Annotated in this window: 13 protein-coding genes; 11 read left to right on the forward strand and 2 right to left on the reverse strand. The window is 44.0% G+C overall.

All coding sequences use genetic code 11. The annotated features are described in order from the left end of the window. The first annotated feature begins 2 nt into the window (after positions 1-2). The 6 genes from ACESPO_RS10220 to ACESPO_RS10245 all read left to right on the forward strand — a co-directional run bounded on the left by ACESPO_RS10220 (position 3) and on the right by ACESPO_RS10245 (position 8,806). Positions 3-704 carry a DNA alkylation repair protein gene (locus ACESPO_RS10220; RefSeq protein ID WP_016438354.1) on the forward strand — a complete coding sequence of 234 codons (702 nt, stop codon included), beginning with the start codon at positions 3-5 and terminating at the stop codon, positions 702-704. Between the two features lie 128 nt (positions 705-832). Then, positions 833-1,321 carry a hypothetical protein gene (locus ACESPO_RS10225; RefSeq protein WP_009262377.1) on the forward strand — a complete coding sequence of 163 codons (489 nt, stop codon included), beginning with the start codon at positions 833-835 and terminating at the stop codon, positions 1,319-1,321. Positions 1,322-1,400: 79 nt separating this feature from the next. Further along, on the forward strand, positions 1,401-2,456 hold the full coding sequence (gene ispG, locus ACESPO_RS10230) for a flavodoxin-dependent (E)-4-hydroxy-3-methylbut-2-enyl-diphosphate synthase (protein ID WP_009262376.1): 1,056 nt from the start codon (positions 1,401-1,403) through the stop codon (positions 2,454-2,456). Between the two features lie 18 nt (positions 2,457-2,474). After that, entirely contained in the window at positions 2,475-6,953 is a 4,479-nt protein-coding gene (locus ACESPO_RS10235; RefSeq protein WP_349160079.1) for a PolC-type DNA polymerase III, read from the forward strand. Positions 6,954-7,175: 222 nt separating this feature from the next. Beyond that, entirely contained in the window at positions 7,176-7,412 is a 237-nt protein-coding gene (locus ACESPO_RS10240) for a hypothetical protein (protein WP_009262374.1), read from the forward strand. Then, a complete protein-coding gene (locus tag ACESPO_RS10245) occupies positions 7,409-8,806 on the forward strand; it encodes an aldehyde dehydrogenase (RefSeq protein WP_016438356.1) in 1,398 nt (465 codons plus the stop codon). Before ACESPO_RS10240 ends, ACESPO_RS10245 begins: the two co-directional genes overlap by 4 nt. A 172-nt stretch (positions 8,807-8,978) precedes the next feature. Here ACESPO_RS10245 and ACESPO_RS10250 read toward each other — a convergent pair whose 3' ends face one another. Beyond that, on the reverse strand, positions 8,979-9,179 hold the full coding sequence (locus tag ACESPO_RS10250) for a cold-shock protein (RefSeq protein ID WP_008974930.1): 201 nt from the start codon (positions 9,177-9,179) through the stop codon (positions 8,979-8,981). A gap of 308 nt (positions 9,180-9,487) precedes the next feature. On the opposite strand from ACESPO_RS10250, the gene cysK reads away from it, so the two are divergent. After that, positions 9,488-10,417, forward strand: coding sequence for a cysteine synthase A (gene cysK, locus ACESPO_RS10255; protein ID WP_009262372.1), 930 nt, complete (start codon positions 9,488-9,490; stop codon positions 10,415-10,417). 127 nt (positions 10,418-10,544) lie between these two features. Next, complete coding sequence (locus ACESPO_RS10260; RefSeq protein WP_009262371.1) at positions 10,545-10,805, forward strand: HPr family phosphocarrier protein; 261 nt, start codon at positions 10,545-10,547, stop codon at positions 10,803-10,805. 174 nt (positions 10,806-10,979) lie between these two features. On the opposite strand, the gene ACESPO_RS10265 is transcribed toward ACESPO_RS10260, so the two are convergent. Then, complete coding sequence (locus ACESPO_RS10265) at positions 10,980-11,675, reverse strand: hypothetical protein (protein ID WP_119987797.1); 696 nt, start codon at positions 11,673-11,675, stop codon at positions 10,980-10,982. 231 nt (positions 11,676-11,906) lie between these two features. Between ACESPO_RS10265 and ACESPO_RS10270 the strand changes: the two genes are divergently transcribed. Genes ACESPO_RS10270 through ACESPO_RS10280 form a run of 3 tightly spaced genes read left to right on the forward strand, consistent with a single transcriptional unit; the run spans position 11,907 to position 15,543 of the window. Beyond that, positions 11,907-12,653 (forward strand): DeoR/GlpR family DNA-binding transcription regulator, encoded by a 747-nt coding sequence (locus ACESPO_RS10270; RefSeq protein WP_117501124.1) that lies wholly within the window; start codon positions 11,907-11,909, stop codon positions 12,651-12,653. Then, positions 12,654-13,574: a 1-phosphofructokinase gene (gene pfkB, locus ACESPO_RS10275; protein WP_009262368.1), complete on the forward strand. Its 921-nt coding sequence runs from the start codon at positions 12,654-12,656 to the stop codon at positions 13,572-13,574. A gap of 10 nt (positions 13,575-13,584) precedes the next feature. After that, a complete protein-coding gene (locus tag ACESPO_RS10280) occupies positions 13,585-15,543 on the forward strand; it encodes a PTS fructose transporter subunit IIABC (protein ID WP_499788778.1) in 1,959 nt (652 codons plus the stop codon). The last annotated feature ends 23 nt before the right edge of the window (positions 15,544-15,566 follow it).

The raw sequence follows: 15,566 nt of genomic DNA on the forward strand, positions 1-15,566 counted from the left end.
AGATGATGACGGCTGAAGAAGTCAGAAAAAGAATCGAGGAATTATCAGAACCTTCCTATCAGCAGTTTTCTGCCCGGTTGATCCCGAATGTAAAAGCAGAGCGGATTCGCGGTGTGAGACTTCCGCATCTCAGGAAACTTGCAAAAGAGATCGTAAAGGGAGACTGGAGAGCGTATTTGGAAGAGAAATCTGAAGTGGAGAAGACATTCGAGGAGACGATGCTTCGGGGACTTGTGATCGGATATGCGAAGATGGAGTGGAAAGAACGGCATAGATGGATTTGTGATTTTCTTCCACAGATTGATAACTGGTCGGTCTGTGACAGCTTTTGCAGCACCTTAAAACCTGCAAAGCATGAGAAAGAAAAGATGTGGACATTTGTAAAACAGTGCATGCAGTCAGATCAGGTTTACACAGTCAGATTCGGCGTGGTCATGGGGCTAGATCATTTTGGAGAAGAAAGCTATCTGTGGGAAGCATTTCGATATTTTGATGAGATCACACTGGAAGATTACTATGTGAAAATGGCAGTGGCATGGGCAGTATCGGTTTATTATGTGCAGCATCCGAAACTGACGATGCAGTATCTCATGAAAAATAAGCTGGATGATTTTACTTACAACAAAGCATTGCAGAAAATCACAGAATCACTCCGGGTGGGGAAAGAAGAAAAGGAAAAGATCAGAAGTATGAAGAGGAAATAAAAGGCTTTCGCATTATCCGTTGACACTCTTTCTGAAACAACTTATAATTTACTTACAACAAGGGCGAGAAGCAATTTTTCTATTGTGGGAAGTGATGAGAAATTCAGATGACAGTAGGAGATACTTCAATGACTTGCAGGGAAGGAAGGGGTAGCATGTTTATCGCAAAGAGCAATGAAGAGAAACGTAGTATGGCATGGAGGATTGTCATATCCACGGCGAGTGTACTAATTATTTTGATTGGGGCATTTTTCTTGTTTAAGATGTTTACCGGGAATCCGCTGGAAGGGACATGGAAAAGCACCGAGCAGCAGCTTGTGCTGACGATCAAGGGAAATGGAACACTTCTGGTTGACTGGGAAGAAATTTTCGAAGACGAGAAGATGACGATCGGCATGGAGTACCTTTTGGATAAGGATAGCAAGACGGTGACATTTAAGGCAGATGAGGAAGCTCTTCTGGAAGCAGAAGAAAAATCGGAAGGAAAATATACTGCCGATATGCTGGAAACAGCATTGAGTGAGATCACAGCCACATACGATTACAGTGTACAGAACAATCAGCTGACACTTACCGAGCGGGAGTACGGAGATCAGTTGGTTTTTGATAAAAAATAGTGCAGAAGAACATGCCCTCTAAGAGAATGCAGCAATTTTCATAGAGGGTTTTCAAATGGGACGGAAAGGAGTAACGACCATGACAAGAGAAGATACAAAAGTGATTCAGATTGGAACCGTAAAGATCGGAGGAGGCAATCCGGTTGCTATTCAATCGATGACAAATACAAAGACAGAAGATGTGGAAGCGACTGTGCAGCAAATCCTTGCATTAGAGGTGGCAGGATGTCAGATCATCCGCTGTGCAGTGCCGACGATGGAGGCGGCAGAGGCAATCCGGGAGATTAAGAAGCGGATCCACATCCCGCTTGTGGCGGATATTCATTTTGATTACCGACTTGCCATCGCTGCGATCGAAAACGGTGCGGATAAAATCCGGATCAACCCGGGGAATATCGGTGACAGAAGCAGAGTGCAGGCGGTTGTCGATAAGGCAAAGGAATACAATATCCCAATTCGCGTTGGAGTGAACAGTGGCTCTTTGGAGAAACCGCTTTTAGAAAAATATGGCGGTGTGACTGCGGAAGGAATCGTGGAAAGTGCAATGGACAAAGTGCGCTTGATCGAGGAGATGGGATATGATAATCTTGTTGTCAGTATTAAATCTTCAGATGTCTTGATGTGTGTGAAAGCACATGAGCTGATCGCAAAGCAGTGTCCGTATCCGCTGCACGTTGGTATCACAGAGTCCGGAACGGTATTGTCAGGCAATATTAAGTCTTCGGTCGGGCTTGGAATCATTTTATATCAGGGGATCGGAGATACGATCCGTGTGTCGCTGACCGGAGATCCGCTGGAAGAAATCAAGTCTGCAAAATTAATCTTAAAGACACTGGGACTTCGAAAAGGCGGTATTGAAGTTGTATCTTGTCCGACTTGCGGAAGAACGAAGATTGACTTGATCGGACTTGCGAATCAAGTGGAAAATATGGTGGCAGATATTCCGCTTGATATTAAGGTGGCTGTGATGGGTTGTGTAGTAAATGGTCCAGGAGAAGCGAAAGAAGCAGATATCGGAATCGCAGGAGGAATCGGGGAAGGACTTCTGATCAAAAAGGGTGAAATTATCAAAAAGGTCAAAGAAGAGCAGCTCTTGTCTGTATTAAGAGAAGAACTTTTGAATTGGAACGAATAGAAGGATGGCAGATGATACATGGGAAAATTATTTTTTGATGTATTTCCGACATTAAAAGTAAATAAAGAATATGAGAATCTTTTCAGAGAAGTGGAAGTGATGAAAGTCACGACCACTTCTCTGAGAGATTTTATACGGGTACATATATGCAGCACCCATCTGATTGCAAAGCGGTCTGTCTGCAAGATGGAAGAGATGATCCGGGAACAATTATTCGGACATACACAGATTCAGGTTGAGGTGGTAGAGACCTATCAGCTTTCGGAGCTTTATACACCGGAAAATCTTCTGCGAGAGTATCGGGATAGTATTTTATATGAACTTCAGCGACAGAGTATGTTAGAGTACAATATGTTTCAAAATGCAGTGTGTACATTTGAGGACACGCAGACTCTTTGTATTGAGATGACAGATTCCATTGTGGCAGAAGGGAAAAAAGATGCGATTGTAGGAACCATTGACCGGATTTTTAACGAGCGGTGTCAGGTTCCGACGAAGATTAAAGTATTGTATCGGGAGCCGCAAGAAAGTAAGAATAAGAAACACGGAGAAATTCGGATTCAGCAGGAAGTAGATGCAATTCTGGAGCAGAATGCAAGCCTTCATGAGGAAAAGATCGCTCAGAAGAAGGAAAAGACAGAAGGAGTAAAGAAGAAGGAAAGTGTTCCGAAACAGGAGAAAGCACCTGCAGAACCGAAGAAAAAGGAATTTCCAAAGAGGGAATTTCAGAAAAAGGAATTTTACCGCTCTCCGAAGCGGTCTGACAATCCGGATGTACTATATGGAAGGGATTTTGAGGATGAGGCAATTCCGCTTTCCGATGTGGTCGGAGAGATGGGAGAGATTACGATCCGCGGAAAGATTTTGAAGCTGGAGACGAGAGAAATCCGAAATGAGAAGACAATCGTCATGTTTGCAATCACAGATTTCACGGATACGATCATGGTAAAGATGTTCACGAGAAATGAACAGCTTCCTGAGATTCTCGCAGGAATCAAAAAAGGCGCTTTTTTGAAGATCAAAGGAGTGACGACGATTGATAAGTTTGATGGAGAGCTGACGATCGGTTCCGTTGTGGGTATCCGTAAGATCAGTGACTTTACGACAACGAGGAAGGATACCAGCCCAGAGAAGCGTGTGGAGCTTCATTGCCACACGAAAATGAGTGATATGGACGGAGTATCTGAGGCGCAGGCGCTTGTAGCGAGGGCACATGACTGGGGACATCAGGCGATCGCCATTACGGACCATGGCGTAGTGCAGGCCTTCCCGGATGCCAATCATTATGTGGAACGACTTGACAAGGAGGATCCATTTAAGATCATATATGGGGTGGAAGCATATCTTGTAGACGACTTGACAGAGATCGCTGTCAACGAACAGGGACAGACACTGGATGACACGTTTGTTGTATTTGATATTGAGACAACCGGATTCAGCGCGGCGGAAGACCGGATCATAGAGATCGGGGCGGTTAAAATCACGGACGGGGCGATCGTGGATCGATTCAGTACGTTTGTCAATCCGGAGGTCCCAATCCCGTTTGAGATTCAGCAGCTCACGCACATTACAGATGACATGGTACTGGAGGCTCCAAAGATTGAGGAGGCACTTCCGGCATTTCTTGATTTTGTCGGTGAGTCTGCGCTTGTGGCGCACAATGCAGGATTTGATGTGGGATTTATTGAGCAGAACTGTGTCAGACTTGGAAGAAGCCGGACATTTACCTCGGTGGACACTGTGGGACTTGCCCGTGTACTGCTTCCAACCTTGTCCAAATATAAGTTGAATATTGTGGCGAAGGCATTAAACATTTCCCTGGAAAATCATCACCGTGCTGTGGACGATGCGGCAGCGACGGCGGAAATCTATGTGAAATTTATTGAGATGTTAAAGGAACGAGGGATGACGACTTTAAAAGAAGTCAATGCATTTGGGGATATGAACCCGGATGCGATCAAGAAAATGCCGACTTACCATGCGATCATTCTTGCAAAGAATGAAGTGGGAAGAGTGAATCTGTATACACTTGTTTCCCTCTCGCACTTAAAATATTTTGCGAGACGTCCGCGAATTCCAAAAAGCGAATTCAACAAGTACCGGGAAGGGCTGATCCTTGGAAGTGCCTGCGAGGCGGGCGAATTATATCGGGCGCTTTTGGATGGGAAATCGGAAGAGACAATCGCAAAGATCGTAGATTATTACGATTATCTGGAAATCCAGCCGATCGGCAACAACGCATTTATGATCGCCAGTGAGAAGCAGAGAAATATTAAGAGTGAGGAAGATCTAAAGAACATGAACAGGAGGATCGTACAGCTTGGAGAGAAATTTCAAAAGCCAGTTGTCGCAACCTGTGATGTGCATTTTATGGATCCGGACAGTGAGGTTTATCGAAGGATCATTATGACCGGAAAAGGATTTTCTGATGCGGACAGCCAGCCGCCGCTGTATCTTCGGACAACGGAGGAGATGCTGGAAGAATTTTCTTATCTCGGATCTAAGAAGGCGGAGGAAGTCGTGATCACGAATACAAATAAGATCGCCGATTCCATCGAGCGGATTTCCCCGGTGAGGCCCGATAAGTGTCCTCCGGTCATTGAAGATTCGGACCAGACACTGAGGAATATCTGTTATGATAAGGCGCATAGTATGTACGGGGAAGAACTTCCGGAGATCGTTGTAGAACGTCTTGAGAGGGAATTGAACTCCATTATTTCCAATGGATTTGCCGTGATGTACATTATTGCGCAGAAGCTGGTGTGGAAATCAAACGAGGATGGATATCTTGTTGGCTCCAGAGGTTCTGTCGGTTCTTCTTTCGTGGCGACGATGGCGGGAATTACCGAGGTAAACCCGCTCAGCCCGCATTATTACTGTACCAACTGTCATTACAGTGATTTTGAGTCGGAGGAAGTGCGTGCATTTGCCGGAGGATGTGGATGGGATATGCCGGATAAAGTATGCCCGAACTGTGGACAACCGCTTGTCAAAGATGGATTTGATATTCCGTTTGAGACGTTCCTTGGATTTAAGGGAAATAAAGAGCCCGATATCGACTTGAATTTCTCGGGAGATTATCAGAGTAATGCACATAAGTATACCGAGGTCATCTTCGGCGAAGGGCAGACGTACCGCGCCGGGACGATCGGAACGTTGGCGGAGAAAACGGCGTTCGGATTTGTAAAAAATTATTATGAGGAGCATGGAAGCAGAAAGCGAAAGTGTGAGATTGAGCGGATCGTGGAAGGGTGTACCGGGATCCGGCGGAGCACCGGGCAGCATCCGGGAGGAATCATCGTACTGCCTCACGGGGAGAATATCAATTCCTTCACACCGGTGCAGCATCCGGCGAATGATATGACGACAGACATTATCACGACACATTTTGACTATCATTCGATCGACCATAACTTGCTGAAGCTTGATATTCTCGGGCACGATGATCCGACGATGATCAAGATGCTGGAGGAACTTGTGGAGCAGCTGACCGGAAAACCGTTTAAGGCGACAGAGATTCCTTTAGATGACCCGGGAGTGATGCAGCTTTTTGCGGATACAGGGTCTCTTGGGATCAAGCCTTCGGATATCGGAGGATGTCCGGTGGGATGTCTTGGAATCCCGGAGTTTGGGACTGATTTCGTTATCCAGATGGTTGTGGATACAAAGCCAAAGACGTTGTCTGACCTAATCCGTATCTCTGGTTTGTCACATGGTACGGATGTATGGCTGAATAATGCACAGACGTTGATCCAGGAGGGAAAAGCGACGATTTCTACAGCTATCTGTACTCGTGATGACATTATGACGTATCTGATCAATACCGGAATGGAAAGTGAGCTGTCCTTTACGATCATGGAGAGTGTCCGTAAGGGAAAAGGGCTGAAGACGGAATGGGAAGATGCGATGAAGGCGGCGGGCGTTCCCGACTGGTATATCTGGTCATGTAAGAAGATCAAATATATGTTCCCGAAAGCCCATGCAGCGGCCTATGTCATGATGGCATACCGGATTGCCTACTGCAAAGTCAATTATCCGCTGGCATATTATGCGGCATATTTTAGTATCCGTGCATCTGCATTTTCCTATGAATTGATGTGTCAGGGCAAGGAAAAACTGGAGTTTTATCTCAGGGACTACAAGAACCGTTCGGATTCTCTGAGTAAAAAGGATCAGGATACACTCAAAGATATGCGGATCGTGCAGGAGATGTATGCGAGAGGGTATGAATTTCTTCCGCTTGACATTTATCGGGCGAAGGCGACAAAATTTCAGATCATTGACGGCAAATTGATGCCGCCGCTCTCCAGCATCGAAGGAATGGGCGATAAGGCGGCGGAAGCAGTGGAGATGGCAGCAGAAGATGGACCATATCTTTCGAGAGACGATTTTAGACAGCGGACGAAGGTTAGTAAAACTGTCATTGACTTTATGGCGGATCTTGGGATGTTTGGCGATTTGCCGGAAACGAATCAGCTGTCACTGTTTGATCTGTAAAAGATTAAACAAATAGGGACTTTCCCTTTTAGGGGAAGTGTGCTATGATAAGAAATATCGGTAAGCGGTTTTTTTCGCCGCTTACCATTTCAAGTAGAATTTCAAAAGAGAAAATGAATCATGAAAACATTCTTGTTTTCCCGGCTGGATGATCTTTCCCGCCGTTATTCCAAACAGCAGAACAAAAGAAAAAGTAAAAAGAAAGAGAAAAGGGAGAGTTGTATGATGAAACAAGTGGAAAAGAAAACATGGAACAAGAGCGTATTTTTTACTTATTTTGCGCCGAAGGCCAGATTGGAAGAATTGCTTGTGCTGGAAGAAGGCGGCGAGGATAGGAGTGAGAAAAGCATTGAAGATTCTATGCCGGATGGTGTTGTAAAAGCAGCACATTTTTCTTATAATGATAGCGAAAAAGAAAGGTTACAGACGGAAGCGTGGGAGACGCTCTGTAAAGTATGAATGATCCATACAGAAAGGCAGAAGATATGACAGACTATCAGAAGGTATTAAAGGGACAGAGGGAATATTTTCAGACACAGGTGACAAAGGATGTTTCTTTTCGGCTGATTCAATTGAGAAAGCTGTATCAGTGGATAGAAGCGCATGAGGAGGCAATAGAGAAGGCGCTGTGGGAAGATTTGAACAAGGCGCCTTTTGAAGCCTATGCGACAGAAATAGGGATTGTGAAAGAAGAAATCCGGTATGCAATGAAGCATTTGCGTGGGTGGGCTGCGACAAAGCAGGTTCCGACACCTATCACACAATTTCCATCAAAATCGCGGATTTATGCAGAACCATATGGGGTTGTGCTGATTATGTCTCCGTGGAATTATCCGTTTCAACTGACTATTGCACCGCTTGTTGCAGCAATTGGCGCGGGAAACTGTGCAGTATTAAAGCCATCCGCCTATTCCCCAAATGTCTCCAGGCTGATGCAGGAGATGACGGAGGAACTTTTTGTACCGGGATATGTCTGCTGCATAGAAGGTGGAAGACAAGAGAATGAGAGTTTGTTGAACGAAAGATTTGACTATATCTTTTTTACAGGAAGCATGGAAGTTGGAAAGTATGTGATGAAGAAAGCAGCAGAGCATCTGACTCCGGTCAGTCTGGAACTTGGTGGAAAAAGTCCGTGTATTGTTGATGAGACAGCCAATCTGAAACTGGCAGCAAAAAGGATTGTGTGGGGAAAATTTCTGAATGCAGGTCAGACTTGTGTGGCACCGGATTATGTGCTTGTACACAAAAGTGTAAGAAAAAAGTTGCTCACTTATCTGAAGCGGATGACTGAGAAGTTGTATGGAATGCAACCATGTAAAAACAGAGAGTACCCGAAGATCATCAATGAAAAGCATTTTGATCGACTCTGTGGATATATTGATCAGCGGCATACTGTTGTTGGAGGAGAATGGTCTAGAAAGTCAGGAAAGATTGAACCAACAATTCTGACACGGGTATCCTGGGACAGTCCAGTGATGCAGGAAGAAATTTTCGGTCCGATTCTTCCGGTACTTGTGTATGAAGATTTGGATGAAGCAATCGCACAGATCAACAGTCGGCCAAAACCTTTGGCATTGTATCTCTTTACAAGAAGCCGCAGGACAGAAAAAAAGGTACTCGGACAGATTTCCTATGGCGGGGGATGTGTCAATGATACAGTTGTCCATTTGGCTACTTCGCATATGCCATTTGGAGGTGTCGGGGAAAGTGGAATGGGATCCTACCATGGAAAAGCAGGGTTTGATACATTTACCCATAGAAAGAGCATTTTGAAAAAGGCCCTGTGGCTAGATCTTCCGGTTCGATATCCACCGTATAAAGGACATTTAAGATTGTTAAAGAAGTTGATGTAAAATAGTTTTGATCAACTTTAGCAAAGAACTCAAAAAGAAAAGAGCTGGCGGCAGAGGGAACTTCCCAAATCTGCCATCAGCTCTATTTTAATCACGTAATACAAGTACTGCTTTTTAATTATGAAATATCGAAATTAATATATATAAATAAAAGGCACAGTAAAGATTCTGATTAAAGTTTTACGACATTGATTGCCTGAGGTCCTTTAGCGCCTTCTGTCACTTCGAATTCCACTGCCTGACCTTCTTCCAGAGTCTTGAATCCTTCCATGTTCAGACCAGAGTAATGTACGAATACATCGTTTCCAGCTTCGTCAGAAATGAATCCATACCCTTTTTGGTTGCTAAACCATTTTACAGTACCTTTGTTCATTGTGTTACCTCCATAAAAAATAAATCTGTTGTCCAGACGTGCTGAACACTTCTTGAGAATAGCATAATGATGGTAGAATGTCAACAAAATATATAAAAAAACAAGAAAAGAACATCACAAAAATAGCAAAATATATAAATAAAAAGGTAGGAGGAGGCAGGTAAAAGTGCAGGAAGGAGGTCAGTCGTGAGAAAGGGAGTTCACAAGGAAACAGATGCATGCTATAATAGGATGGAAGTGAGTTAAAACTAACTGCGAAACATATTCGCAGTATGTAAAATAGAATGAGACAGAAAGGATGGAACAACATGGCGAAAATTTATACAACGATGACAGAGTTAATTGGAAGAACTCCCTTGTTGGAGGTGAAGAAGATAGAAGAAAATCTGGGATTGCAGGCAAGGATACTGGTGAAGCTGGAATACTTTAATCCGGCAGGAAGCGTGAAGGATCGAGCAGCACTAGCAATGATTCTGGATGCAGAAGAACGAGGGATTTTAAAAGAAGGAGCTGTCATCATTGAGCCGACAAGTGGAAATACAGGAATTGGATTGGCAGCGATTGCGGCTGCAAGAGGGTATCGTGCGGTCTTTACAATGCCGGAGACGATGAGTGTTGAACGGAGAAAACTTCTGCAGGGTTACGGGGCAGAAATTGTACTGACAGAAGGAAAAAAAGGAATGAAAGGTGCGATAGAAAAAGCAGCAGAACTGGAGAGAGAAATAGAAGGAGCAGTTGTGCTTGGACAGTTTGTCAATCCAGCCAATGCAGATGCACATTACCGTATGACAGGTCCGGAAATCTGGGAAGATACGGAAGGAAACGTAGATGCGTTTGTTGCGGGAGTAGGGACAGGTGGAACTATTACCGGAACAGGAAAATATTTGAAAGAAAAGAGCCAAACAATCGAGGTAGTAGCTGTGGAGCCTCGCACATCAGCGGTATTGTCAGGCGAGCAGGCTGGCGTACATGGAATTCAGGGGATTGGTGCGGGCTTTGTGCCGGAGATTCTTGACACAGAAATCTATGACAGGATTGTGGCTGTGGAAACTAAAGAGGCATATGAGGCGGCAAAACTTCTTGCAAAAGAAGAGGGGATTCTTGTTGGTATTTCTTCTGGAGCAGCTCTGTGTGCGGCAATCCGAATCGCAAAAGAGGAAGCATATGAAGGGAAGACAATCGTAGTCTTACTTCCGGATACAGGGGAGAGATATCTATCCACACCTCTGTTTGAATAGGAAAAAAGAGAGCTGATTAGAAAAAGCTGATTAGAAAAAGTGAATAAAATATATTGATTTTACAAAACTATTTTTATATAATTACGACATAAAAATATCTTGTGGGGAGAGGAGGTTGTAGAAGCTAATGAAAAAACTGGAATATGTAATTCAAAAAGAAGAGGGACTTCATATGAAGGAGGCGGTTGAGTTTGTAGACATGACAGAAGAGTTTCGTTCTGAGATTGAAGTGGAGAAGAAAGAAGTGCGGATGGTGAGTGGGAAAAGTTTATTGGGGATCATCAGTCTGATCGCACGCAAGGGAGACAGACTCTACGTTACTGTGCAAGGCGAAGATGAAGAGGAAGCGGCAGAAGCAATCCAAAAGTTTTTTATAGAGAAGCTTTAGTGTGATCTGTCATAAAAACAAATTTGAGAAGAGAGATGGAAAGAGAATTTTTGAGAAAAAAGAACGAAGCCAAAAGGAATCGTCCTAAAAAGTGAGAAGAAAAAACTGACTTTTTAAGACAGTCCTGAGGGGCTTCGTTCTTTTTGTATGTTCGGAAATACTGCCTTTCCGAAATCAATCTTTTTTCTTACGGTCTTTCTCGAGAGGGTTTTTCACTAGCCAGAGAACGACAATGATTCCAGTGATATATAAAATATTGACGAGCACAGTTGGGTTATCTCTCAGAAGAAAGACTACAGTGACAACAGCAGCGAGTGACAAGAGCAGCTGAAGGATTGTAAACAGCCGCTTTTCACGCGATTCTTTCCGCGACTGAAGCAGATGAAGTTTTTCATGTTCCATCTCAAGATAGCGCATCAGATCTGCATCGTTTATCCGGGCGAGAATCTGTTCTTCCAGCGAAGGAGCAGATTTTCTTGCTGTTTTGGAGAAGAAGGAGCGTCGCTCGTGTCTGGTATCGCTCTGAAGGGGTTCTTCTTCATAGGAAGAATCTGATGCTACAGTGTTTGATTGTTTGGAAGCACCAGAAGAGACTGGTTCAGAGGCAATCGCCTTGTTTTCGGAAGAGGTGTTACCTGTCCCGGAAAGGTCTGCATAATTGTTTGTTTCAGACGTTTTTTCTGTTTCGGAAGAGACATCTGAAAATGGAAGGATGTCGGCTTCCTTTGAACTGGTGGAAGGGACTGGTTCACAGATATCAAAGTCCGTCCCACAAAAAAGTGCACTGGAAACGGCTGGATCCTGTTCCGCAGTTTGTTTTACTTCGTGTATTTTATCGGCATCTCCTGCCGCTTTAGATTTTTTGGACATAGAGGTTCCTCCTTTATCGTGTGATGCGCGCATCAGTTTGTTATGTGCCTATTATACTATTTATTTTTGTCAGAAACAATCTTTTTTACAATTGCTTAGAAAATGATCTTTTAGTAAAAATGTCTAAAACGAAAACAGGAAATTTGGTGAAGTTTTTTGATTGATTTTGATTGACTATGATTGAAAATGATTGTAATATGGAATCAACAAAAAGGAAAGAGAGGTAGCGAGATGCTGGCAGAAGAACGGTTTCATGAAATTATCAGGCTGGTCAATGAGAGAAAGACGATGACGGTCCAGGAGTTGACAGAGTTACTAGATTCTTCCGAATCGACGATCCGCAGAGATCTGACAGAATTACATAAACGACACCAGCTTGTAAAAGTACATGGGGGTGCGACGGCGCTTCAGATGGGGTATACGACGAAAGATGAGGCGGTATCCGTTCGAAAAGACATGAATATGGAAGAAAAGCAAAGGATTGCAAAGTATGCCGCAGAACGGATTAAAAAGAATGATTTTGTATATGTGGATGCGGGGACAACGACAGGATGTCTGATCGACTGGATTTGCGAGCAAGGAGCTGTTTTTGTGACAAATGGAATTGTGCATGCCCGCACACTCGCAGAGAAAGGATATAAGGTGTTCCTGCTAGGTGGAGAATTAAAGGCAGCGACAGAGGCTGTTGTTGGCGGTGAAACGATGGAGAGTTTGAAACGCTACCATTTTACAAAGGGATTTTTTGGAACGAACGGAATTCATGAGGAGGCTGGTTTTACGACACCGGACATTCATGAAGCTTTTGTAAAGGAACAAGCAATGAAGCAATGTAGAGAGTGTTATGTGCTGGCAGACAGTACAAAGATTGGAAAGATTTCCGCGGTGCGGTTTGGAACATTTCATGAAGCGACAGTGCTTACAACAGATTTGCAGGATGCCAGATGGAAAAAGTATAAAAACATTGTGGAGGTGAAATAGATGATCTATACAGTAACCTTTAATCCTTCGTTAGATTATGTCGTCCAGATAGAAAATCTGACACTGGGGGAAGTCAATCGGACGTCTTGTGAGGCGATATATCCCGGCGGCAAAGGAAACAATGTGTCTGTAGTATTGGCAAATCTTGGTATGAAAAGCAGGGCGCTTGGATTTATAGCAGGATTTACCGGAGATGCACTGGAGAAGATGTTGACCGATTTTGGATGTACGACAGATTTTATCAGACTGAAAGAGGGAATGACGAGGATCAATGTAAAAATTAATGCAAGTGAAGAGAGTGAGATTAACGGACAGGGGCCGGAAATTACAGCGGAGGCAATCCGGGAATTGTTTGAAAAGCTGGAGCAGATTCAGGAAGGAGATATTCTTGTACTTGCAGGAAGCATCCCCAATACACTTCCGGAAGATATTTATGAGAGAATTATGGAGCGGCTTGCAGGAAGAAAAATCCACATCGTAGTAGATGCTACAAAAGATCTGCTTTTGAATGTGCTGAAGTATCACCCATTTTTGATCAAGCCAAACAATCATGAACTAGAAGAATTGTTTGGAGTGACACTGAAACAGGAGGAAGACATCATTGTCTATGCGAGAAAGCTGCAGGAAATGGGGGCAGTCAATGTGCTGATATCGATGGCAGGAGATGGGGCACTTCTTTTGACGGAAGACGGAAAGGTTTACAGAAAGATGCCGCCGAAAGGGAATGTAGTTAATTCTGTCGGAGCAGGAGATTCCATGGTTGCGGGATTTCTGACAGGTTACCTTAATACAAATAATTATGAGAAAGCGCTTCAGCTTGGAATTGCGGCGGGAAGTGCAAGTGCATTTTTATCCTGGCTTGCGGGAAAAGACGAGATTGTAAAGCTTTTGCAGCAACCACCGGAGGAATACGGATTGTAGGAGGAAAGATATGAAGATTACAGATTTATTAAAGAGATGTAGCATTGATCTTGATGGACAAGTGACTTCCAAAGAAGAGACAATTGACCATATGGTTTCACTGATGGTAGAATCCGGAAATATTTCAGATGAAGAAATCTACAAATCCTGTGTAAAGAAGCGGGAAGAAGAAGGAACAACAGGAATCGGGGAAGGAATTGCGATTCCGCATGCGAAAACACCGGTAGTAAAGGAAGCAGGACTTGCTGCAATGGTTGTAAAAAACGGTGTGGATTATGATTCGCTGGACGGACTTCCTGCGAATCTGATTTTTTTGATCGCAGCTCCAGATACGAAGGATAATATTCATTTGGAAGTACTTGGAAGACTGTCCATGCTTCTTATGGATGAAGCTTTTCGGGAGAATCTGATTCATGCAGAATCGGTGGAACAGTTCCTCGCATACGTAGATGAGGCGGAGAAAGAAAAATTTGGGGAGGAAGATGCTTCGGAAGAAACAAATGCGAAAGAAGAGCAGGAGAAGGAAAAGCATCAGTCGTCAGAGGGACGTTACCAGATTCTTGCAGTGACAGCCTGTCCTACTGGAATTGCTCATACTTATATGGCGGCAGAAAGTCTTGAGCGGACAGCAAAGGAACTTGGATATACCATTAAGGTAGAGACAAATGGTTCTGGTGGAGATAAAAATGTACTGACACCAGAGGAAATTGCATCATGTGACTGTATTATCGTAGCAGCGGACAAAGATGTCAGAATGGCAAGATTTGATGGAAAGCCAGTCATCGTGACAAAAGTTGCAAATGGAATCCACAGGGCAAAAGAGCTGATTGAGGAGGCGGAAAGTGGAACAATTTCTGTGTATCACAGCGACCGGAAAGAAGAAGTGGAAGCATTTGGTGGAGAGAAAGAGTCATTCGGAAGAAAGATTTATAAGAACTTAATGAACGGAGTTTCCCATATGTTGCCGTTTGTAATCGGCGGAGGAATTTTAATCGCTTTGGCATTTCTGTTTGACGGTGCGAATGCAGGAACGGATATTTTTGGAACCGGAAATACATTTTCCAGATTTTTAAAGACAGTCGGAGACACCGCGTTTGGGATGATGTTCCCGATTCTTGCGGGATACATTGCAATGAGCATTGCGGATCGTCCGGCTTTGATGCCGGGGATTGTCGGAGGATTACTTGCAAAAGCGGGAACATCAGTATTTCTTCCGGAAGACCAGTGGATTTCGTCTGGATTTTTCGGGGCATTGATCGCGGGATTTGTGGCAGGATATTTGATGTTGCTTTTGAAAAAGGTATTTGAGCGTCTGCCGCATGCGCTGGAGGGAACTAAGCCGGTGCTGTTGTATCCATTTTTTGGAATTCTTCTTATGGGAGCAATCATGGTGTTTATCGTAAATCCACCTGTGGGAGTGTTTAATACCTGGCTGAATGATATGCTTGCAGGTATGGGAGAAGGAAGCAGACTTCTGTTAGGAGCGGTGCTTGGAGGAATGATGGCAGTTGATTTTGGAGGACCGTTTAACAAGGCAGCATATGTATTTGGAACAGCATCGATTGCAAGTGGACAGTATGAGATTATGGCATCGGTCATGATCGGAGGGATGGTACCGCCGATTGCAATCGCGCTGGCGACAACATTTTTTAAAAACCGCTTTACGAAGAGCGAACAACAGACGACGATCACAAATTATATTATGGGACTCTCTTTTATTACAGAAGGAGCAATTCCGTTTGCAGCATCAGACCCACTCCGCATCATTCCACCGTGTATGCTGGGTTCTGCGGTTTCAGGGGCACTTTCCATGTTTTTTGAATGTGGATCAAGAGCGCCGCACGGAGGAATATTTGTAGTAGGAATCATGGATCATGCACCGATGTTTTTGATCGCGTTGGCATTAGGTTCTGTTATTGCGATGGCAGGTATTGTGATCCTGAAAAAACCGCTTCCGAAAAAAAGGTAGAGCGGATGAAAATAAAGAGAAAA

Source organism: Coprococcus sp. HPP0074 (assembly GCF_964238105.1).
GTDB classification, from domain to species: Bacteria; Bacillota; Clostridia; order Lachnospirales; family Lachnospiraceae; genus Faecalimonas; species Faecalimonas umbilicata.